This is a genomic window from Halomonas rhizosphaerae, from assembly GCF_030012485.1.
In the GTDB taxonomy this organism is placed as follows: Bacteria; Pseudomonadota; Gammaproteobacteria; order Pseudomonadales; family Halomonadaceae; genus Halomonas; species Halomonas rhizosphaerae.
This window is the reverse complement of record NZ_JASCQQ010000027.1, coordinates 58,724-78,972: the sequence shown is the minus strand read 5'-3', so window position 1 is coordinate 78,972 and position 20,249 is coordinate 58,724. Positions and strand designations below refer to the sequence as shown.

18 protein-coding genes are annotated in these 20,249 nt (G+C 66.4%); 4 read left to right on the top strand and 14 right to left on the bottom strand.

Annotated elements, in window-relative coordinates:
* Positions 1 to 7: 7 nt before the first annotated feature.
* Positions 8 to 265 (bottom strand): hypothetical protein, encoded by a 258-nt coding sequence (locus QLQ86_RS11685; protein WP_282817067.1) that lies wholly within the window; start codon positions 263 to 265, stop codon positions 8 to 10.
* Positions 266 to 563: 298 nt separating this feature from the next.
* On the opposite strand from QLQ86_RS11685, the gene QLQ86_RS11680 reads away from it, so the two are divergent.
* Positions 564 to 1,229, top strand: a complete 666-nt coding sequence (locus tag QLQ86_RS11680) for a DUF3047 domain-containing protein (protein WP_282817066.1) — start codon at positions 564 to 566, stop codon at positions 1,227 to 1,229.
* 44 nt (positions 1,230 to 1,273) lie between these two features.
* On the opposite strand, the gene QLQ86_RS11675 is transcribed toward QLQ86_RS11680, so the two are convergent.
* From QLQ86_RS11675 to QLQ86_RS11655, 5 genes are all read right to left on the bottom strand, one after another.
* Positions 1,274 to 1,726: a DoxX family protein gene (locus QLQ86_RS11675; protein ID WP_282817065.1), complete on the bottom strand. Its 453-nt coding sequence runs from the start codon at positions 1,724 to 1,726 to the stop codon at positions 1,274 to 1,276.
* A gap of 301 nt (positions 1,727 to 2,027) precedes the next feature.
* The gene (locus tag QLQ86_RS11670) at positions 2,028 to 2,513 is read right to left on the bottom strand and encodes a DUF302 domain-containing protein (RefSeq protein WP_282817064.1); all 486 of its coding nucleotides are present in this window, start codon (positions 2,511 to 2,513) and stop codon (positions 2,028 to 2,030) included.
* The gene (locus QLQ86_RS11665; protein WP_282817063.1) at positions 2,513 to 3,088 is read right to left on the bottom strand and encodes a DinB family protein; all 576 of its coding nucleotides are present in this window, start codon (positions 3,086 to 3,088) and stop codon (positions 2,513 to 2,515) included. The genes QLQ86_RS11670 and QLQ86_RS11665 overlap by 1 nt, the downstream gene beginning before the upstream one ends.
* Before the next feature lie 123 nt (positions 3,089 to 3,211).
* Positions 3,212 to 3,553: a hypothetical protein gene (locus tag QLQ86_RS11660; protein WP_282817062.1), complete on the bottom strand. Its 342-nt coding sequence runs from the start codon at positions 3,551 to 3,553 to the stop codon at positions 3,212 to 3,214.
* 123 nt (positions 3,554 to 3,676) lie between these two features.
* Positions 3,677 to 6,073 carry a PqqD family peptide modification chaperone gene (locus QLQ86_RS11655; RefSeq protein WP_282817061.1) on the bottom strand — a complete coding sequence of 799 codons (2,397 nt, stop codon included), beginning with the start codon at positions 6,071 to 6,073 and terminating at the stop codon, positions 3,677 to 3,679.
* Positions 6,074 to 6,231: 158 nt separating this feature from the next.
* Here QLQ86_RS11655 and QLQ86_RS11650 point away from each other — a divergent pair, with 158 nt between their 5' ends.
* From QLQ86_RS11650 to QLQ86_RS11640, 3 genes are all read left to right on the top strand, one after another.
* Complete coding sequence (locus QLQ86_RS11650) at positions 6,232 to 6,822, top strand: TetR/AcrR family transcriptional regulator (RefSeq protein ID WP_282817060.1); 591 nt, start codon at positions 6,232 to 6,234, stop codon at positions 6,820 to 6,822.
* An 89-nt stretch (positions 6,823 to 6,911) separates the two neighbouring features.
* A complete protein-coding gene (locus QLQ86_RS11645; protein ID WP_282817059.1) occupies positions 6,912 to 7,481 on the top strand; it encodes a carboxymuconolactone decarboxylase family protein in 570 nt (189 codons plus the stop codon).
* Positions 7,482 to 7,628: 147 nt separating this feature from the next.
* On the top strand, positions 7,629 to 8,585 hold the full coding sequence (locus tag QLQ86_RS11640; protein ID WP_282817058.1) for a sulfurtransferase: 957 nt from the start codon (positions 7,629 to 7,631) through the stop codon (positions 8,583 to 8,585).
* 73 nt (positions 8,586 to 8,658) lie between these two features.
* Here the strand turns inward: QLQ86_RS11640 and QLQ86_RS11635 are convergent, their stop codons facing one another.
* The 8 genes from QLQ86_RS11635 to QLQ86_RS11600 form a co-directional block, all read right to left on the bottom strand.
* A complete protein-coding gene (locus tag QLQ86_RS11635) occupies positions 8,659 to 9,342 on the bottom strand; it encodes a haloacid dehalogenase type II (protein WP_282817057.1) in 684 nt (227 codons plus the stop codon).
* Positions 9,343 to 9,423: 81 nt separating this feature from the next.
* The gene (locus tag QLQ86_RS11630) at positions 9,424 to 10,371 is read right to left on the bottom strand and encodes a cyclodeaminase (protein ID WP_282817056.1); all 948 of its coding nucleotides are present in this window, start codon (positions 10,369 to 10,371) and stop codon (positions 9,424 to 9,426) included.
* Between the two features lie 91 nt (positions 10,372 to 10,462).
* Entirely contained in the window at positions 10,463 to 11,455 is a 993-nt protein-coding gene (gene eutB / locus QLQ86_RS11625; RefSeq protein WP_282817055.1) for a hydroxyectoine utilization dehydratase EutB, read from the bottom strand.
* Positions 11,456 to 11,547: 92 nt separating this feature from the next.
* Positions 11,548 to 12,975 (bottom strand): aspartate aminotransferase family protein, encoded by a 1,428-nt coding sequence (locus QLQ86_RS11620; protein ID WP_282817054.1) that lies wholly within the window; start codon positions 12,973 to 12,975, stop codon positions 11,548 to 11,550.
* A gap of 71 nt (positions 12,976 to 13,046) precedes the next feature.
* Positions 13,047 to 14,528, bottom strand: a complete 1,482-nt coding sequence (locus tag QLQ86_RS11615; protein ID WP_282817053.1) for an NAD-dependent succinate-semialdehyde dehydrogenase — start codon at positions 14,526 to 14,528, stop codon at positions 13,047 to 13,049.
* Between the two features lie 231 nt (positions 14,529 to 14,759).
* Positions 14,760 to 17,543: an aminotransferase class I/II-fold pyridoxal phosphate-dependent enzyme gene (locus QLQ86_RS11610; RefSeq protein ID WP_282817052.1), complete on the bottom strand. Its 2,784-nt coding sequence runs from the start codon at positions 17,541 to 17,543 to the stop codon at positions 14,760 to 14,762.
* A gap of 57 nt (positions 17,544 to 17,600) precedes the next feature.
* A complete protein-coding gene (locus tag QLQ86_RS11605; protein WP_282734955.1) occupies positions 17,601 to 18,599 on the bottom strand; it encodes a C45 family autoproteolytic acyltransferase/hydolase in 999 nt (332 codons plus the stop codon).
* A gap of 47 nt (positions 18,600 to 18,646) precedes the next feature.
* Positions 18,647 to 20,230: a biotin carboxylase gene (locus QLQ86_RS11600; RefSeq protein WP_282734956.1), complete on the bottom strand. Its 1,584-nt coding sequence runs from the start codon at positions 20,228 to 20,230 to the stop codon at positions 18,647 to 18,649.
* Between the last annotated feature and the right edge of the window lie 19 nt (positions 20,231 to 20,249).

Genomic DNA, 20,249 nt, shown 5'->3' with positions numbered 1-20,249 from the left:
CAGGGGATCAGTTCCACCAGTAGCGCAGGGCTTCTCGCGTCTGCTGCCATTCGTCATCTGACCGGCGATGCTGCCCTTCTCCACGTTGACTCACCTCCCTGTCGCGCCGCTGATCGATGGCATTTTCCGCCTGAATGGCCGAGCTTTTACTTTTCTCTTGCAACGCCTGACGACGCTTCTCCTGATACTCGGAGTCCATCGCCATCAGGGGGCCGGCACTCAGCATCAAGGCCATCATGGCCAATGATACGGTTCGAATTTTCATGGCTACACCTCGTGACTCTCGGCTAGTAAAAGACCTTTAATCAGGTCTTGATACTTGGTGCACTGGAGGCCATCATCCTTACGATACATCCAAAAAAGAGACGCCATTCAAGAAAATAAAGCGGAAGAACCTTATCACTTTATGACGTAACGAGGAGATGAATCCGGCTCTATCACGGTAAGACTTCGCCTTCTCTTCATCACATGACGAAACCCTTTTTCCGTGATGACGTTACACGACATTCGAGACACCACCGATCCGACCCAGGGCGCTTGACATACGTGGAGTGACTTTTCCCATGACCAGATCCTTTTCCCCCTGCTGCCTGCTAACCTTGACGACACTGGTCGCAGGGCCGGTCATCGCAGCAGATGACCTGATCTTCTCGCCGGATGATATTCACTCATGGCCGACACGAAATTTCGAGGGCGAGACCGAGTACCTGGTCATCGAGCGGCAAGGCACTCGGCTCCTCCAGGCCAGCGCCCGGCAGCAGGCCTCGGCGAAATACCTGGAACGCGAGATCGACCTTCGCGAGACGCCTTACCTGCATTGGTGCTGGCAGGTATCAGGAATACATGAGGGGCTCGACGAGACACGAAAGTCGGGTGACGATTACCCGGCCAGGGTCTATGTGGCTCGCAAGACGGGGCTGCTGCCCTGGCAGGTCGAGTCGGTGAACTACGTGTGGGCCTCGAGCCAGCCTGCCGGCACGGACTGGCCCAATGCCTTTACCTCACGCGCCCAGCTGTTGGCCCTGCAGAGTGGTGAAGCGCGCGTGGGCGAATGGGTGGCGGAAGTGAGGGATGTCCGCGAGGACTATCTGCGACTCTTCGGGAGTCGCCCGGACAGCATCGATGGCCTCGCCCTGATGAGCGACGGCGACAATGCCGGGGTGGATGCCACGGCCTGGTTCACGCATCTGGCATTTTCCGCGAGTCCCGAACCGCCCGACTGTCCCTGACCCCGGACGGCGATACCCGACCGGTGGCCGCGTATCGCCACTCATCAGCTACAACGACGACATGCTTCCCAGCTGACCGGGCCCGGGCGTTGCCTGGCCGCATCCAGGGACAGTCGGTCCTCTTCCCGGAAGGCCATCACCACAAGACTAGCGGCAAAGATGATCAGGGAAGGATAGAAGAGGGCATTCGTGCCCTCCAAGCACCATCCCCAGGGATCGATGATCGAGGCACTAACCGCGACCAGCGACGCCGCGTTGAAGATCAGCTGAAGAGGATATACCCAGCGCCTGACCAGGCCGATGACCACCAGCAGGCCGACCAGCATCTGGACGGCACCCGCCAGTGGCAGCAGGGTCTCGCTCGCCATGAGTCCACCATAGAAATTGTCGGCGATGGCGAGGCCATGCTCGACATTGACGATCTTGTCGACTCCCCAGATCAGCAGCAAACCGCCCAGCGAGATCCTCAACAGCAGCAGGCTCAACGTCTTGGTCATCTTTCTTCCTCGATACTCCATGGTGGATTCGACGTTCCTGACATGGCACGCCAGTGAGACGCCGCCACTCGGTCGCCGAGGCCGGCGTGTCCTTACACAAGGAAGTCGGCCGGACCGGGCAAGTGTCCGATCGTCCTGGCTCGGGGGTCGGGAAATGAAGATGCGGTGGCGCAATCACCGCTGCAGGATATGGCCGACCCGCCGTCGTGACCGTCCTGGAGGAGCGGCCGCAGTTGGCCGAACGAGGGAGGGGGTTGCGACGCGTCAGCGCCTCAAGTGCCCGAGGTGACGCTCGATCCGGTCACTCCGATTCCTCGGTGGCACGCTTAGCAATGGCAGCGAACAGGGTGTCGAGTTCGCGACCCACCGTTTCCAGTTCCTCGCCGGCCGCGTCCACGTAGGGTTCGAGCAGATGCGTCGGCGTCTTCCAGGAGAGCGTGGCGCTGCCTTCCTCATTTTCGGTGACATAGAAGCGCATGGGGGCCTCGATCATCGCCGGGACGCTCAGCCGCAGGATCCGAACCGCATAGTCGTTGCGAAACACGCCCACGACCCGGTTGCCGGGGATGGTGACCCCCCGGTTTTCGGCGGCATCGGTAGGCCCGGCCTCGGTGACCACGAACAAGCCCTCGGCCTCGACCGCCTCCCGCAGGGCTTCCAGCAGGTCGTCATAGGCAAGCGAGGTGGGCATCACCTGCCACCCCTGGTCAGGCCAACGGGGTTCGGCGGTGACCGGGGCTGCCAGGATCAGCGCCAGCAGCCATGTTGCCAGTATCGCGCGCTTCATCAGGCACTCCTCCGCGAGAGTGGCGCCTGCTCCTCGGACGCCCGCCGCCAGTGGCGAAGCGTGGAGGGATGCACTCCGAACGACTCGGGCAGATGGATACCCGACTGCTCGGCCAGCAGGGCAATGATCGCCATGTGGTGAATGCTGTGACTGGTCAGGAAGGCAAGCTCGCGGTTCAGGCTTGACGCCAGGGAGAGCCGCTCGTCGTCCATGGGATAGGCCAGGGTGAGCGCGTCCGGTGAAGGCCCGCTGCCCAGCAACGACAGCCGAGCCTCGACGGCGGCCAGATGGCTCGCGGCTTGCTGCGGCCATTGCTCGAGGGCCTCGTCGCGTTGGCGCTGTTCGTAGTCAATGACCTCTGCTCCTCGGTCGAGGCCGTCAAGGAGGGCATCGTAATGATCGATGATGTGACGAACATGCTTGCCCAGGGTGTGACGTCCGTGCTCGCCGAATGCCTCTCGATAGCGTTCAGGGGTAAGGGCCGCGACCATGCCCCTCAGCTGGGCAAGGGTCAGCAGATTCTCCTCGACGAGACGCGCCGTGGCAGGAGAAGGCCGGGAGTGACGTGATGTCATGACAAGAGTCCTGTGAGTTCCACTGTGGGTTACGTCAGGGGATCGCCTGAAGCGGCAGAGGGAAGAAGCCAGGCCGCCACCGTGGTGACGGACCTGGTCTCCCGCTGATGGGGAAGGAAGGGCTCACCCCTCGCCTTCGCCCTCGCCTTCTGCTTCACCTTCGCCTTCTGCTTCGCCTTCCGCTTTGCCCTCGCCCTTTTCCATGTCTTCGTACTCACCTTCTGCCTTGGCTTCACCCTCGGCGCCACCCTCGGCGCCACCCTCGGCGCCACCCTCGGCGTGGGCCTCGGCAAGCATCAGGGGAGCCTCCTGGCCATTGGTATAGCTCAGCTCGGGGGACGTCTCGCTGGCCACGGCCTGGAACGCCGCTCCGCTGGCGACCAGGGCGAGTGCCGGTGCCGTGTAGCCCAGCTGACGGCTGAGGCGACTCAGCAGGCTACGACGCTTCTCGTCTTGCAGTGTCATGATCATGACCTCCTTGATACAGGGTGGGCGACATGCCAGGCATGTCGTCTTGCCGTGACGCCGGCCCGTGACCGGCTTCTTCAACGGCGATGCCGGGGGCATCACCGGTTGCTCATGCCCTTGTTACCCCCTCGCCATGGCGGGAGGGTTGACCGAAGGGGCGATTTCTATCCGGGTGACCAGCCATTCGGCCAGTGACGCGACATCCGGCGCCCCTGGCCCTGCCCTCAACGCGCACACGGCCAGGGAGGAGAGCCAGTCGCCCAGAATCGTCACGCTCTGGGCATCCAGCGCCTGGCCATCACCGGTCAGGCAGTTCGGCAGCAGGGCGCCAAGCGCCTCCAGCATGGCGACCGGGGCGAGGGCCTGGTCGGCAGATGCCTCGGCCGGCAGCAGCATGCCACGAAGGGCCACGCTGTCGGGCAACCCGCTCGGGGTCACGCCGGCGACACCCGGCAGCGGAAAGTCCAGGGGTTCGGCGATGGCCGGATCCGAGAGGTCCAGGCGTACGCCGCGGGTCAGCACGCCACCCGAGGCCTCCAGCAGCCGCTGCAACAGGGCGCGACTCTCCTTCTCGTCGGGGAGCAGGCAGAGCACCCCGTTGCCGTGCGGCGTGACCAGCAGGGCCGCGTCGACCACCGGTCGGCCAGGCATCGCGGCCTGGCGAATCAGATGCGCCGTCAACACCGGGCCCAGCTGCGCCAGCGTCAGCCGCGAGGCCAACAACCGGTCGTCGGTGGCCAGGGCATAGCCGCCGGACTCACGCAGGACCGCCAGCCGCGGCAGCCGGCTCGCCGCCTCATCGGCAAGCGGTGACAGCCGCTCGCCGAACCATGTCGTCAACCGCGCCATGGCGGGGCCGCTGCCCACGTCCAGGGCCCAGTGACGGCCGTCCAGACTGAGCCTCATGGCCCGCCCCGACGGGGATACCGACATCGTCTGCTCATGGAGCTCGCGCGCTTCCGGCAACGCTGCCGGTGCGACGCCCTGCTGGCAGAGCAGGCCGGCACGGCACCAGTCGTGCAGGGTGTTCCACACATCGCGCCGCAGTGCCGAACTCTCCGTCGGTGCCCCCGCCTCGGTAGTGGCGCGTGCCAGCTCATCGGCGATGGCATCGGGGTCCAGCCCCTCGGTCGCCAGCAGCCAGGTCAGGGTCGCCGTGTCGTTGGGCCGGTAGTAGCGACCGCGGCGCGTGTCATAGAGGGCGAGACGCTCCTCGTCGACCAGTTCCGCCACGTGGCGCCGCTGCAGCCGCGGGGGGGGCAGGGAGCGCCCCGTGAGGGCCTCGGCCAGCCGCAGGTCGGCCGAGGTGGGTAGCGTGAAATAGGGCAGGTAGCGCTCGGGGTCGGCGGCCGGGAGCAGCCGCAGGAAGCCACCGGCACGAGCCTGCTCGGCCTCGGCCTCGACGACCAGCTGCGCAGTAACGTCCGACTCCTGCGCCGCAATGCCCGCCTCGGACGGGGCCTGTCCGGGGATATCAACCAGCGAGACCAGGTCATGCACCAGCCCGCCCTTGACGGCCTCCTCGATGCGCCCCCCTGTCTCCGGGGCGGCACAGATGCCAAGCGACGGGCTGAGGTTGCACTCCAGGATCCACGGCTTGAGGGTGTCGTCCACCAGGCAGTCGAGTCCCAGTAGCTCATAGCAGCCACGCGGATCGGCGCCGGCCTCGGCCGTGCGGCGTCGCAGGGCATCCACGGCGGAGATCGCGGTCAGGGTCACCAGGTCCTCGATTCGCGCGAAGAGGGCCTCGTCGTCGTGCCCCTGATCTCTCAACCAGGCCCGGTATCGCTCCAGGTCGATAAACTCCACCGGCACTTCGGCACGGCTGTTCAGGGCGTTGATGTCCGGGTTGGTCAGCTGGCTATAGGGATTGTCGGCATCCTCGGGATCCCAGGGCTCGGAGGCCAGCTTGGCGAAGCCCTGGCGGTAGAGATAGACGCGCAACGGCTCCAGCGAGGTGATCAGCACATAGAGCCGCAGGACATACTTGTGGCCTCGGATGGTATGGGGATTGGCCAGATACTCCTGTACCAGCCAGTCCCGCGCGAGAGGCGCCTCGGCGACATCCTGAAGCACCCGCACGCCCTTGCCCTTGGAGGCATTGGTGGGCTTGAGGATCCAGCGCTGGGCGGGATCGGCCAGGGCGGCCTCCTGCAGCGCATGGTAGTCACCGGGCATCACATAGCCTCGGGGAAAGAACGCCAGCCGCCGGACGAGCTCGTGGTCGGCCCCATGGCTCTCCCGGATGCGCTCGCGAAGGGTGGAGAGGCTGTCATGGAGGCGACTCTTGACGGTGAGTGCCGCATTGCCCGGGAAGTGGTTCATCTTGCGCGTCGGCGAGACCCGCCGGAACTGCGCGGCATCCGGCATGCCGGTGATCCAACCGGCGTCCCAGTCATGCTCGTCCCCGACCTGCCAGCCCAGGGGCTCCAGGGCCTCACGGAAGAACCGGTCCTGCTCGGCAGCGCGCTTGCCGCCCAGCCAGAAGCGTCTTGTCGGCGAATGCTTCTCCGTCATGCTCGGGATCTCCTGTCCGGCCATCATGATCGTGATGCTGGTGATTGTGGTATCTGGCCACTCTGTCGACGCTGCGACACGCTCCTTACATCGATAGCAACCGGAACGTGATCTGTCGCGCCTTGATTTATGGACCGATCGGTACTAAATTGGTCGACATGAGACGAGGACGCCCCATCGCATTCAGCCCGGACGAGGCTGCCAACGCCGCCATGCAGGTCTTCTGGGCACGAGGCTATGACAACGCCTCGACTCGGGACCTGCTCGAGGCCATGCATCTCTCACGAAGCAGTCTCTATCAGGCCTTCGGCAACAAGGAGCAGCTGTTCCTCGAAGCCCTGCGGCGCTATCGCGAGTCCCTGCTGGGACGCTTGGGACGCCGCCTCGAGGCAGCCCCCTCGGCCATGGCCTTCCTGGCGTCCCTGTTTCGCGAGACGGCACAGGAAGCGGGCAGTGATCGCGCTGCCCTGGGATGCCTGATTTTCAACTCCGCGAGCGAGCTCGGCCAACATGATGGCCTCCCCTCGCAGCATGCCCGCCAGAGCATCGCCGCCATCACGGCACTGTTCCAGCTGGCAGTGACGCGGGCCCAGGCGGAGGGTGAGATCGCCCCGGAACGGGATGCAGCAGCCCTGGCCAGCTACCTGACGATGGGCATGGCCGGGCTCAGGACCCTCTTGAAGAGCGGGGCGGATGCCGGGCAGGCCGGCCAGGCGGTAGAGCTGCTTCTGGACGGCCTGCGACGCTGATCCTCCCCTCTTCTCTTTCGCCATTTCTGGAACGATCAGTCCATAAATGGCGCAACGGCAGTACCCACCACGACGAAGGAGACACACCCATGTCCGCCGACTATCAGATGCAACTCGCGCCCCAGACCCTCGACAACGCCGATGCCAAGGCGAAGCCGCTGCTCGAGCAGGCCAACGCCAAGCTGGGGTTCGTGCCCAACATGTACGAGGGCATGGCCAAGGCTCCGGGCGTGCTGAGCACCTACCTGCATGGCTACGAGCTGTTCCGCGAGGACTCCGGTTTCGCGCCGCCCGAGCAGGAAGTGGTCTTCCTGACCGTCAGCCGACTCAATGGCTGCGGCTACTGCATGTCCGCACACAGCATGCTGGCCGACAAGATGTCTCAGGTACCGGCCGACGTGCTGGAGGCGATCCGCAACGACCAGCCGATTCCGGACGAGCGCCTGGCGGCGCTGGCCGAGTTCACCAGGGTGATGTTCGAGACCCGGGGCAAGCCCGGAGAGGCCGACGTCAAGGCGTTCCTGGATGCCGGCTTCGAGGAGCAGCAGGTGCTGCAGATCGTACTGGCCCTGGCGGTCAAGACGCTTTCCAACTATGCCAACCACGTCAACCACCCGGAACTCGACGAGGCCTTCGCCGGCCACGCCTGGCAGGGCTGAAGCCGCCGTCCGAAGGAGGAAAGGGATAAGAAAATTCCTTGATATAACTGGATGAGCTAGATGTGTCAGGAAGCATTCTTGGCGAGGGAGCGCCATCCCATTGCAGCATGAACGCCATGCTCCATCCCTGACGAGGAGAATTCCCCCATGCGTTCCCGACTGCTTATGGCCACTGCCGCCCTGGCCATCGCCGGCCCGGCCCATGCCCTGCACCCTTCCCCCCTGGTCGACGCCGCGTGGCTCGAGGGCCAGCTCGGCAGCGACGATCTGGTCGTGCTGGACGTCCGCTCCGCCATCGATGACGGTGGCGACCGGGAGAGCTTCGAGACCGCCCGCATCCCGGGCAGCCGCTACAGCAGCTACACCGATGCAGGCTGGCGGGAGGACCGCGACGGCGTCGCCGGCCTGATGCCCGATGTGGAGGACCTGGAGAGCCTGATCGGCGACCTGGGCATCGACAACGACGACACCGTGGTCGTGGTCCCGGCCGGCACAGGGCCCACGGACTTCGGCAGTGCCGCCCGCATCTACTGGACCTTCAAGGCCCTGGGCCATGACGAAGTGACGATCCTCAATGGCGGTTTCGCCGGTTGGGAGCAGCAGGGCCGTGAGGTGGCCAGCGGTCCGGTGGAGGCGCCGGATGCCGATTCCTTCACGGGCAGCCTGCGCGAATCACTGCTGGCCTCCACCGAAGAGGTGGAAGCCGCACTCGAGGCGAGCGAAGCGCTGGTGGATGCCCGGCCGCCGGCCTTCTTCACGGGCGAGACCCAGTCCCCCGCCGCCCGCGTGCCGGGCACCATCCCCGGCTCGGTGAACCTGCCCCATGATGGCAGCTTCGAGGAGCGCGACGGGGCCTACTACCTGCAGCCGGACGCCCTGAAGGCCCGCATCGACGAACTCGGTCTCGACCACGAGGCACCCACCGTGGCCTTCTGCAACACCGGCCACTGGGCCGCCAGCGGCTGGTTCCAGCTCAGCGAGATCGGCGGACTGGAGAACGTCACCATGTACGACGGCTCCATGGCCGAGTGGACCGTCAACGACGAGCGCCTGGTTCAGCTGGCCGACCGGGGCACCGTCAGCGTCGGTGAACTGGCCGAGTAGTCTTGCCGCCTGAAAGCCCCTACCACGACGCCCCGCGGCCGAGCACCGGCCGCGGGGCGTCGTCATGTGGTTGCTAGCTGAGCCGTTCGGCGAGGGCATCGAGGTCGGGAACCGTGATATCCGGCTCGATCCCCCAGGGGTCGAAGGGGGCATCCGGGGTACGGCGCACCCAGGCGGCATGCAGGCCGGCATGGCGGGCGCCGATGACGTCGAAGGGGTTGCTGGAGATCAGCCAGGTATCGCCGGGGTCGCTCTCGAGCCGATAGCGGAGATGGGCATACACAGCCGGGTCGGGCTTGAAGCGCTTGATCTCCTCGACGCTGACCACCGTCTCGAAGCGCTCGCGAATCCCGGCCTGCTCCAGCAGCCCCTCGACCGCCTCACGGCTGCCGTTGGAGAAGGCGACACAGCGAATCCCCAGCTCGGCGAGGCGATCCAGCGCGGCCGACGCATCGGGAAATGCCGGCAGCCGGGCGTAGACGCCCATCAGGTGGTCCTTGTCGGTCTCCGAGAAGCGTGTCTGCAGGGCGCGGTCGGTGAACTCCAGCGCCTCGCGCGTGCAGTGGGAAAAATCCACGTAGGCACCCATCAGGCCGCGGCGGAAGCTGTACTCAAGCTGCTTGTCACGCCAGCGACGCGAGAACTCCGGGGCCAGGTCCGAACGGTCCTGCCCGGCGAGGCGCTGCTCGAGTTCGGCAACCACGCCGTGGGGGTCGATCAGGGTTCCGTAGACATCGAAGGCCAGTACCGTTGCCATCCCCTTGCTCCTTCCGTCGGTGAAAGGTCCCAGCCTGCGCCAGGAGGCCCGCCGCGACAAGTCGACCTGCGGCGGAAGGGCTCAGCCGGACAGCAGCCTCGACAGGGCAAAGTTGGCGATGGCGGTATCCTGGACGCCGGTGCCGGTGAGGTCACATACCGTCAGCGTGTCGTCCGTCAGACGCAAGCGCTGCCCCTCGGCGATCACCCGGCCCAGCTCGTGGACCTTGAAGGGCACTTCCCCGCCCTCGAACGCCTTGAGCTCGCCGTTGCCTTCACTCTGGGCACGGGTATCGCAGACGAAGGCGTCGGCGCGGGTCAGCACCGAGGCATCCAGTTCGCGCTTCTCCGGGCTGTCCGAGCCCATGGCGGTGACATGCACGCCCGTGGGCAGGTCCCGGGCATGCAGCAGCGGCGTGCGCGACGGGGTGGCGGTGACGATGATGTCCGCCGCGGCACAGGCCCCGGCGACGTCGTCGTGAACGTTCACCCTGAGCCCCTCGGCCCGGAGACGGTCGGCGTAGGCCTCCGCGCCCGGCCGGCGACGGGCCCAGACATCCAGGGTGTCGAGGTCGCGCACCAGGCGCAGCGCCTGCACCTGGCGCTCGGCCTGCTCACCGGCACCGAGCACGGCCACCCGGCGGCTGTTCTCTCGCGACAGATGCTTGGCGGCGATGGCGCCGGCCAGTGCCGTGCGCACCTGGGTGAGATACCCCTCGTCGAAGAGCACGGCCTCCACCAGCCCGGTCCTGGCCGAGAGGACCAGCATCAGGCCGTTGAGACTCGGCAGGCCGAGCCGGGGATTATCGAAGAAGCCGGGGCTGACCTTGATGGCGAAGCGCTCGGCGCCGCGGATATGGGCGGTCTTGACGTCGACCTCGCCGTTGGCTTCCTCGATGGCCATGGAGAGGATCGGCGGTTGCACCACCTCGCCGCGCCCCAGGGCGGCGAAGCCCGCCTCCACGGCGGAGAGTGCCGCCTGGTCGATGCCGACGGCCCCTTCGATGGCATCGCGATGGTAGAGCTGCATGAACACCTCCAGATGCAAGGAGCAAGGAGCAAGGAGCAAGGTGGAGGATACCTGGGGACAAGCGATGGACAAGGGGGGGGAGCCTTGGCGCTTATCGTCCGGCCAGGGCGCGTGCCCGGTCCAGGGTCGAGAGCGAGACCGCGTTGCCGGAAAGGATCAGCGCCACGCGCTGGCCGCGCACATCCAGGCCATGCTCCTCGATGGCCGCCAGCCCCACGGCGGCGGCGCCCTCCACCAGGCGCTTCTCCTCCTCGAGGATATCGACCATGGCCGCGGCGATGGCACGTTCGGAGACCTGGACGTGGTCGTCCATCACCTCGCGCACCAGACGGAGGGTGCAGCGGTTGTCGCGCCCGATGCCGCCGCCCAGGGAGTCGCCCAGGCTCTCGACCTCCTCGACTTCCACTGGATGGCCGGCCTTGAGGCTCTCCCACATGGCCGCGCCACGGGACAGGCTCACCCCGGTGACCCGGCAGTCGGGACGAATCGCCTTCACGGCCGCGCCGATGCCGCCCAGCAGGCCGCCGCCGGAGAGCCCGACGATGACCCGGTCCAGGTCGGGGCAGTCCTCCATGAGCTCGAGGCCGATGGTGCCCTGCCCGGCCACGACCCGCGGGTCGTCGAAGGGCGGGATCAGGGTCATGCCGCGCTCGCTCACCAGTCGCTCGACCTCGGAGAACGCCTCGTCCTGGCTGGCGCCGACGCGTCGCACCTCGCCACCCAGCGCCTCGATGGCGGCGACCTTGTTGGCCGGCACCAGCCGCGAGAGACAGACCAGCGCCGGCACGCCCAGCCGCGAGGCGGCGTGCGCCACCGCGCGGCCGTGGTTGCCGGTGGAGGCCGTCACCACCCCGGCCGACAGCGCCTCGCGGCCGCGGTCCTCGATCAGCGCGGCGAGCATGTTGACGGCGCCGCGCAGCTTGAAGGCCCCGGTGGGCTGGCAGGTCTCGAGCTTGAGCAGGATGTCGGCATCGAAGCGCGCCGACAGCGACGCCGAGCGCTCCAGCGGCGTGCGCACCGCCTCGCCGGCGATGCGCCGACGCGCCTGGTAGAGCATCTCCAGGCAGACACCGTGATCGTGCATCCTCTCCTCCACGCCAACGGCGTCGCCGCGGGACGGCCCGCGACGACGCGCCTTGCTTACGGCCTCCGGGAGGCCGGGGATCGGGCAGGCCGTCAGGCGACCGTGTCCGCCACCGCCTTGATGGCGCCCTCGCGGACCAGTTCGTCCAGCACCGCGTCCACGGCGCGACGGGCCCGCGCGACGATCTCGTCGACCTCCTCGCGAGTGGTGGTCAGCGGCGGTGCGAAGCCCAGGATATCCCCCTGGGGCATGGCGCGGGCGATCAGGTTCTCCTGCATCGCCGCGGCGGCGATGCGCGGGCCGACCTTCAGCGCCGGGTCGAAGGCCGCGCGACGGCTCGGGTCGGCGGCGAACTCCAGGGCCGCCAGCATGCCCACGCCGCGCACGTTGCCGACGATGGGGTGGTCAGCGAAGGCGGCCTGCATCTGCTGCTGCAGGTAGCCACCGGTCTCGGCGGCATTCTCGGTCAGCCCCTCGCGCTCGATGATCGCCAGGTTGGCCAGGCCCGCGGCGCAGCCCAGGGCATGACCGGAGTAGGTCCAGCCGTGGCCGATCGGGCCGTACTCCCCGGTGCCCTGCTCCAGCACCTGCCACACGCGGTCGCCGACGATCACGCCGGAGAGCGGCTGGTAGGCGCTGGTCAGGCCCTTGGCCACGGTGATCAGGTCGGGCCTGATGCCGTAGAAGTGGCTGCCGAAGTCGGTGCCGATGCGCCCGAAGCCGCACACGACCTCGTCGGCGATCAGCAGCACGTCATACCTGTCCAGCACCGCCTGGATCTCGGCCCAGTAGCCTTCCGGTGGCGGCACGATGCCGCCGGTGCCGAGCACCGGCTCGCCGATGAAGGCGGCCACGGTCTCCGGCCCCTCGGCCAGGATCATCTCCTCGAGCCTGGTCGCGCAGTGCTTCGAGAACTCTCGCTCGGTCATGCCCTCGAGCTCCGCGGCCCGCTGGTAGTAGAACGGCGCCTCGGTGTGGCGGATGGTGTCGATGGGCAAATCGAAGTGGTCATGGAACGCCTTGAGGCCGGTCAGCGAGCCCGAGGCGATGCCGGAGCCGTGGTAGCCGCGCATCCGCGAGATGACCTTCTTCTTCTGCGGCAGCCCGCGCACGTTGTTGTAGTAGCGCACGATCTTGAGCTGGGTCTCGTTGGCATCACTGCCGGACATGCCGTAGTAGACCTTGGACATGCCGGGGCCGGCGAGTTCGAGGATCTTCTCGGAGAGGGCGATCTGCGGCTCGTTGGAGTGCCCCACATAGGTGTGGTAGTAGGACATCTTGAGGGCCTGCTCATAGATGGCCTCGGCCACTTCGGTGCGGCCGTAGCCGATGTTGACGCAGTAGAGGCCGGCAAAGCCGTCGATGAACTCGCGGCCATCCTTGTCGACGACATGGATCCCCTTGCCGCCGGTGATCACGCGCCCCGGCGCATCGCCATGGGCGAAGTCGCGCAGGTGGGTGGAGGCGTGGAAGGTCACCTTGCGGTCGCGGTCGATCAGGTCCTGGTGCTGCTGGTTCATCTGGTGTTCTCGCTTCTCTCGTGCTCCCCGGCATCCCGCCGGGGAGAAGGTTCATCGATGGGGTCGGGGAATCAGCTGCCGGAGACCGAGCCCAGGGCGCCGAGGCAGTAGTACTTGGTCTCCAGGTACTCGTCGATGCCGGTCACCCCGCCCTCGCGGCCGAGGCCGGAGTGCTTGACGCCGCCGAAGGGCACGGGCGGGCCGGTCATCTTCACCGAGTTCACCGAGACCATGCCGAACTCCAGGGCCCGCATGATCTTCCAGATGCGGCGGATGTCGTGGGTGTAGATATAGGCCGCCAGGCCGTACTCGGTATCGTTGGCCATCTCGATGACCTGGTCATCGTCGGCGTAGGCGGTGATGCCGGCCACCGGGGCGAAGCTCTCCTCGTGCCAGATCTTCATGTCGTGGGTCACGCCCGTGAGCAGCACCGGCATGAAGAAGTTCTCGCCCGGCGCCTGGCTCTGATCGCCGGCCACCAGGGTGGCGCCCTTGGAGATGGCGTCGTCGACGATGGCCGCGGCCTTCTCCACCGCCTGGCGATGGATCAGCGGCCCCAGGTCGATCTCGCTCTCCAGGCCGTTGCCCACGGTCAGCGCCGCCATGCGCTCGGCGAAGTGCTCGACGAAGGCGTCGTGGATCGACTCGTGGACCAGGATGCGGTCCGCAGCGAGGCAGTCCTGGCCGGCGGTCTGGAACTTGGCCGCCACCGCGGCGAAGGCCGCCTCCCGGGGATCCATGTCCGGCCCGACGATGAACGGCGCGTTGCCACCGAGTTCCAGGGAGACACGCTTGACGGTGTTGGCACACTGCTCCAGCAGCAGCCGGCCCACCCGGGTGGAGCCGGTGAAGGAGAGCGCCTTGACCCGGTCCTCGGCACACAGGATCCGTGACACCTCGGGCGGGTCGCCCAGCACCACGTTGAACACCCCGGCCGGGATGCCGGCGCGCTCGGCGAGCTCCGCCAGTGCCAGCGCCGAGAACGGCGTCTCGCCGGCCGGCTTGACGATCACCGTGCAGCCGGCCGCCATGGCGGCGGCGGCCTTGCGGGTGATCATCGCCAGCGGGAAGTTCCACGGGGTGATCAGCGCGGCGATGCCCACCGGCTCCTTGATCGTACCCAGCGCCGCGTTGGGGATGTGACTGGGGATGGTCTCGCCGAAAGTGCGCTTGCCCTCCTCGGCGAACCAGCGCACGAAGCTGGCCCCATACTCCACCTCGCCACGGGCGTCGGGCAGCGGCTTGCCCTGCTCCAGGGTCATGAGGGTGGCGAGGTCCTCGCGATGGGCCTGCAGCAGGTCATACCAGGCCAGCAGCCGCTCGCACCGCTCGTCGGCGCGCAGCGCGCGCCAGTGCACGAAGGCGGCCTCGGCGGCATCCACCGCCGCGGTGATCTGGTGGGCCTCCAGCCAGGGAATGTGCCCCAGCGCCTCGCCGGTGGCCGGGTCGAACACGGCCTCCTCACGGCCGCCCTCGCCATGGGTCCACTTGCCGTCGACATAGGCATACTGACGGAACAGGCGCGGATCGCTGAGCTTGCTGGACAGAGTCATGCTGTACCTCTCCTGACGCACCGGCCGCATCGAGATTGTCGGGCCGGTGGGGAATAAAACGGGCGAGCCGCCTGTTCGCAACGTTCCAGGGCGGCTCGATGGTGTCAGGATAGGGGATTCGGCAGGACGGGACTTTTCGTTACAGAGGGCAGACGGCACAGGATTTTTTGTCCTGTGCCGGAAACGTGCGGTTTTTTCTGTGGACCGGCGACGGGCGGGCGCGAGGCGCCGTCACCCCGCCGGCGGGTGGCGCAGTGCCTCCTCGGTGAAGACCAGCAGGCCGAGCTCCGGGCGATAGCCGTGGATCTCGGTGACATCCAGGGCCTGCAGGAAATAGAGGATCTCCTCGCTGACCACCTGCCCCGGGACCAGCACCGGGAAGCCCGGCGGGTAGGGGATCACGAAGCTCGCCGAGACCACGTCGCGGCCGCTGCGCATCTGGGCCTGGAGTTCGCCGTTGTCGAAGCGCAGGTACTCGGTGTTCTCGTCGTCGTAGCTGAGGAAATAGGCTTGACGGATGTCACCCTCCGGGGTGTTGCCGTCGGGGTCGGGGCGGAAGGCCGCGTGGAAGCGGCTGAAGTCGGGCAGCGGCGGCAGTTCCTTGGTCAGCGAGTGAACCCGGTTCTCGATGATCTTGCGCTCCGGCCGGCTGCTCTCCTCCCAGCGATACTCGAACTCCTTGGCCAGCTTGAGCAGCACGTCGAGCAGGTAGGCGATGGAGCCCCGCGTGGTGCCGATGTTGGTCATGAACAGCACGGTGTTGCGCGAGGTCTTGTTGATCTGGATCCCGTACTTGTTCATGAGGTATTCGTTCTTGAAGGTATCGCCGTCGATGCCCGTGGCGCCGATGGCGATGGTGATGCGGCTGGGGTCGACGACGAACTCGTCATTGGCCCAGGCCTCCTCCATCTTGTTCCAGCCGGTGACCGGGTCGTAGAAGGTCTCGACTCCCGACTGCCGATACTCCAGCGGCACCATGTCCTTGTTGACCAGCACCCGGAAGTACTTCTGCAGCAGCGGGTGGGTATAGAGCTGCTCGCGCAGCGACAGTGCGGCCTCCACCTGGGCGTGGACCAGCTCGAAGCCCTCCATCTCGGCCTGCATGCGCCCCACGTCCAGCGAGGCGATGATCTGGTAGTTGGGCGAGGTAGAGGTATGGGTCATGTAGGCCTCGTGGAACGGCGCCTCGACCTTCTGGCGATAGTCCTGGTCCCAGACGTGGATCATCGACCCCTGGCGCAGCGAGGTCAGGGTCTTGTGGGTGGAGTGGGTGGCATAGGCCCGAATGCGCACCGCGTCGGGGTCGGGCAGCAGACGCCGGTCGAGCCAGGTGGCATCGTCATCGGGGTCGAGGGCGTCGAACTCGGCCTTCCAGGCGTCGTACTCCTCGCGATAGGCCTCGCTGCGGTAGCGATCACGCAGGGTGCGGGCGGCATGCATGGCGGTGCGCGGCCGGTAGGTGGGGTTGAAACCGGCGAAGGCGAACCACGCCTCGTCCCACAGGAAGACCAGGTCGGGCTTGATCGCCAGGCACTCCTCCATCACCCGGCGCACGTTGTAGACCACGCCGTCGAAGGTGCAGTTGGTCAGCAGCAGCATCTTGACCTTGTGCAGCTGGCCCGAGCGCTTGTACTCGAGCAGGGTCTTCTTGATCTCCTTGAGCGGCACCGCCCCGTACATCGAGTAGTCGTCGAGCGGGTAGGAATCCAGATAGCTGACGTGGGCGCCGGCCAGCACCATGCCGTAGTGGTGCGACTTGTGGCAGTCGCGGTCGATCAGCACGATGTCGCGCGGCTTGATCAGCGCCTGCACCACGATCTTGTTGGCGGTGGAGGTGCCGTTGGTGACGAAGAAGCTCTGCCGTGCACCGAACGCCCGGGCGGCATACTCCTGGGCCTTCTTGATCGGCCCGTAGGGCTGCAGCAACGAGTCCAGCCCACCGGAGGTGGCCGAGGTCTCGGCGAGGAAGATGTTGATGCCGTAGAAATCGATCATCTGCCCGGCCCAGTGGGAGCGGGTGATCGACTTGCCCCGCGAGATGGGCATGGCATGGAAGACCCCGGTGGGCTTCTTGCTGTACTCGCGCAGGGCATCGAAGAAGGGCGTGCGATAGCGGTTGTCGATGGCACGCAGGATGGTGTGGTGCTGCTCGATGTAGTCCGTCTCGCGGTAGAAGATGCGATTGAAGTGTCGGATATCGCGACTCGCCGTGGCCTCCACGTCACCGCTGGTGACCAGGAACTGGTCGATCTCGGGGCGCAGCTCGTGGATCATGGTGCTCAGCAGGATGCTGCGCTCGGCCTCGGACTGGTGTTCCAGGGACTGCTCGGAGAGCCCCTCGAGGTAGCTGCGCAGGGCGCTGAGGTTGTACTTCGACTTGTAGGGGAACTCGTAGCGGATCAGGCAGGCCTGGATGTTGGGATTGACCAGCACCGCGATCAGCGCATCCTCGAAGCTGCGCACCGTGACCACGTCATAGACGAAGCGGTCCTCGGGACGACGCATGTTGTGGAAGGCCTCGCGAACCACCTCCTCTTCCGGGGCCGAGAGGTTGTCGACGATCAGCAGCTCGAAGTAGGGCTGGGCCGAGCTGTTCGACGCCGGGTGCCCGCGACGCAGCTGCGCCAGGGCATCGAGGGTCTCGAGGTCCTCGGCATCGGCATCGGTCTCGGAGAGATCGACGTGACGCCGCCGGTAGGACTCGCTGATCAGCGCGCGCACCAGGCGCCTGACCACCTTCTCCAGCAACCCGTACTCCTCGCGGTCGAACAGCGACCAGAGATGACGGAAGTCCTCCTTGGAGGGGAAGGCGTGGTAGTCCTCGATGATCTCGAGCCGCGTCAGCTTGACGTCGACCGCCTTGACCAGGTTCTTGGCGCGGCCCTCGTCGTCCAGGCGCACCAGCCGCCCGAGGTCACGTTTCAGCGCATTCCAGGTGTCGGCACGCAGCTGGGAGATCTTGTGGTAGAAGCCCAGGGCGGTATAGGGCGTCTCGGTAGGACTCGTCTCTTGCATGGCAACACCCATCCTTGCTCTTGTTGTCGAGGGGGACCGATCGTTCGGTACGCCGGGTCAGCGGCTGTGCAGCCCGCGGGTGCCGTAGCGCACGGTGATTCGCTCCTCGGGAAAGTCGTCGAAACTCAGGTCCAGGTTCATGCCCGGCCAATGGAACTGGGCTCGCCCCGACCGCGGGCGGTAGACCGCGGTATAGACGGTCCCCAGGCCGCGTCGGTAGTCGTGGCGGAACAGTGGCGGGGCCGAGAAGGCCGCGATCAGCCGCTCCTCGGTAGTGGCCTCGTCATCCACCAGGATCGATAGCTGGCGCTCGCGAATCAGGGTCTCCGAGGCCAGCGCATGGGCATACCACTCGATCTTCTTCTGGTGGTTGGTGGCCACCGGCACGCGGCGGATGCTGGCGCGGCGATCGGGGCCGATCATCGCCGTCACATAGCGTCCGGCAGCATCGGCCACGGTGATGTTGTAGGCCATGTGGGTCGGCACCCGGGCCAGCACCTCGGCCGCCTCGGGCACGCTGTCGCAGAACTCCAGCAGGTAGCGCAGGATGATCGGCGCGCCGAAGCCCTCACCGACCGCCTTGCGTCCGCCGAAGGCCAGAGACACGGCGAGACCGCGGTCATTCATGCCATCAAGCACGCCCCACAGGCAATCGGACATGGCGATCACCCGCCGCTCGTTCCAGTGCGTGTAGAGGATCGTGCCCTCGCACAGTTCCGGCGGGTAATCGTAATTGCGTGCCAGCACCGTAGAGGAGGGACTGGCGAGCACCGCCTGGGAGCAGCCGGTGATATAGGGCGGCGGCTGGAAGAGACTCAGGAAGCGCGCGGCCAGGTCACCGCCACCGGCCAGGTCGCAGAGGGCGCGATAGGTCGGCAGCAGCTCCGGCATGTGCCGGCGCAGGGCGTTGTAGCAGGCGAGATACCCCGGCCGCTCGCGCTCCCCCTCGCTGAGGTACCACTGCTCGTAGGCCGGCCAGTGGTACTCGAACAGCGCCTGCCACCGGGCGCCGGCCTTGGCCTCGTGCACAGTGCGGAAATCGAGCATCTTGTCCATGTCGGCCGCAGGCACCTCCCGGGGCGAAAGGGAAACGGTCCCGGAACTCACAGGATCTTGAAGTTGCCGCCGCCGACGGCATGACTGACGGCGACCTCCTCCACCACCGGGTCCTGCAGCGACTGGCCGGCGTACTGGCCACGGATGCCGTCGATCCAAGCCTTGGCGCGCTCGTTGAGCTGGAAGTCGTCGTCCATCAGCCGCCCACGGGTGATCAGGATACCGAGATCCGCCCCCTCGTAGCGGAAGTCGCCCGCGCCGCTGATGCGCAGGAAGAAGCCCTCGCTGTCGTTCTCGGCGGCATGGGGATGGTAGCTGTAATGGTCATAGCTGACGCTGCCGTCACCGGCCATCTTCCACACGCCGGTGCGTGGTGCCTGGGTGAGCAGATCGACGCTCTCGTCGGTATGCTTGATCACCAGCTGGCTCCAGCTGTCGACACTGTCGGGGTGCGACCAGCGCTCGTTGATCTCGTTGATGTCGAGGTCGAAGTCGACGTCCGAGAACTCCAGCAGATGGAAGAGGAACAGCGGGATGTCGGAGTGGGCGAAGGCCGCCACGTTGGTCAGCGAGCTGGCCCCGGTGACCCGCGGATTGAGCTCGCCGAGATAGACCTCGCCGTTGTCCATGTCGATCAGGAAGTCGAGCTCGAAGTAGCCGCGGTAGCCCTCCTCGCGCAGCGCCTCGCCGAACTTGAAGGTGTACTCCCGGGCCTTGTCGCGGATCTCCTGAGTGAAGGCGCCGGCGAACATCTCGTTGCCGCACCAGCCACCCTTGTAGGGGGTCAGCGACTTGAAGCCCACCAGCTCGGTCATCAGCGGACCGACCACGGTGCCACAGCGGGTCGCACAGGCCTCGATGGCCGAGCCGCGGCAGTTGATGCGCTTCATGATCTTGACCTCGGACTCGGCCTCGATCTCCTCGGCGTGCTTGTAGTAGTCGTCCTCGCTGGCGATGAAGAAGGTGGTGTGGCCGGAGTCACCGAAGGCGGTCTGCACCACCAGGTCGTTACCCAGGTCCTTGCTCACTTCGCAGAGTTCCTGATAGCTGCCGACCCTGGCCAGCACGTTAGGCACGCTGGGCACGCCGGCCTTGTTGCCGATGCGCACCGTCTCGATCTTGTTGTCCATGCGTTGACGCAGCGTCGCCGGGGGAAATGCCACCCGCAGCCCGAGCTGCTGGCAGACCTCCTCGGTGTGCTCGTCGAACATCAGGAAGGCGGCCACGCCGGCGTTCTCGCCATCCGAGCGCGACTGGATGAAGTCGATCACCTCCTTGTGCTCGAGGAGGTAGTTGTTGATGTCCTCGATACTCTCGAAATCGCGGGGGAACTTCTCCTTGGGCACGAAGACGTTGCGCTGCTGCCCCTCGAAGCAGTCGATGTAGTTGATATGTCGGAAATTTCCGACCCAGTCGCCGATCCCCAGCAGGTTGAAATTGGTGGCCGAGATGAAATAGATCGGCTCCTGGTTGTTGAGGAAGTGGCGGCGGACATCGGCAATGGTTGTTATTTTGCTCATCGTGGTCGCTCCATCGGTGACGGGGGAGGCGCCGGGCGCCTGGTGCGCGGCCGGGGCCGCCGGGGAATTGCGGAACAGGCGGCGCAGCAGTCGAATCAGTGGCTCCAGCATGAAGTCTTCCTCTTCACTG

Excerpts from the sequence above, each read along its gene's own strand:
- QLQ86_RS11685 (WP_282817067.1), bottom strand. The coding sequence starts at position 265 with ATGAAAATTCGAACCGTATCATTGGCCATGATGGCCTTGATGCTGAGT.
- QLQ86_RS11680 (WP_282817066.1), top strand. The coding sequence starts at position 564 with ATGACCAGATCCTTTTCCCCCTGCTGCCTGCTAACCTTGACGACACTG.
- QLQ86_RS11675 (WP_282817065.1), bottom strand. The coding sequence starts at position 1,726 with ATGACCAAGACGTTGAGCCTGCTGCTGTTGAGGATCTCGCTGGGCGGT.
- QLQ86_RS11670 (WP_282817064.1), bottom strand. The coding sequence starts at position 2,513 with ATGAAGCGCGCGATACTGGCAACATGGCTGCTGGCGCTGATCCTGGCA.
- QLQ86_RS11665 (WP_282817063.1), bottom strand. The coding sequence starts at position 3,088 with ATGACATCACGTCACTCCCGGCCTTCTCCTGCCACGGCGCGTCTCGTC.
- QLQ86_RS11660 (WP_282817062.1), bottom strand. The coding sequence starts at position 3,553 with ATGACACTGCAAGACGAGAAGCGTCGTAGCCTGCTGAGTCGCCTCAGC.
- QLQ86_RS11655 (WP_282817061.1), bottom strand. The coding sequence starts at position 6,073 with ATGACGGAGAAGCATTCGCCGACAAGACGCTTCTGGCTGGGCGGCAAG.
- QLQ86_RS11650 (WP_282817060.1), top strand. The coding sequence starts at position 6,232 with ATGAGACGAGGACGCCCCATCGCATTCAGCCCGGACGAGGCTGCCAAC.
- QLQ86_RS11645 (WP_282817059.1), top strand. The coding sequence starts at position 6,912 with ATGTCCGCCGACTATCAGATGCAACTCGCGCCCCAGACCCTCGACAAC.
- QLQ86_RS11640 (WP_282817058.1), top strand. The coding sequence starts at position 7,629 with ATGCGTTCCCGACTGCTTATGGCCACTGCCGCCCTGGCCATCGCCGGC.
- QLQ86_RS11635 (WP_282817057.1), bottom strand. The coding sequence starts at position 9,342 with ATGGCAACGGTACTGGCCTTCGATGTCTACGGAACCCTGATCGACCCC.
- QLQ86_RS11630 (WP_282817056.1), bottom strand. The coding sequence starts at position 10,371 with ATGCAGCTCTACCATCGCGATGCCATCGAAGGGGCCGTCGGCATCGAC.
- eutB (WP_282817055.1), bottom strand. The coding sequence starts at position 11,455 with ATGCACGATCACGGTGTCTGCCTGGAGATGCTCTACCAGGCGCGTCGG.
- QLQ86_RS11620 (WP_282817054.1), bottom strand. The coding sequence starts at position 12,975 with ATGAACCAGCAGCACCAGGACCTGATCGACCGCGACCGCAAGGTGACC.
- QLQ86_RS11615 (WP_282817053.1), bottom strand. The coding sequence starts at position 14,528 with ATGACTCTGTCCAGCAAGCTCAGCGATCCGCGCCTGTTCCGTCAGTAT.
- QLQ86_RS11610 (WP_282817052.1), bottom strand. The coding sequence starts at position 17,543 with ATGCAAGAGACGAGTCCTACCGAGACGCCCTATACCGCCCTGGGCTTC.
- QLQ86_RS11605 (WP_282734955.1), bottom strand. The coding sequence starts at position 18,599 with ATGGACAAGATGCTCGATTTCCGCACTGTGCACGAGGCCAAGGCCGGC.
- QLQ86_RS11600 (WP_282734956.1), bottom strand. The coding sequence starts at position 20,230 with ATGCTGGAGCCACTGATTCGACTGCTGCGCCGCCTGTTCCGCAATTCC.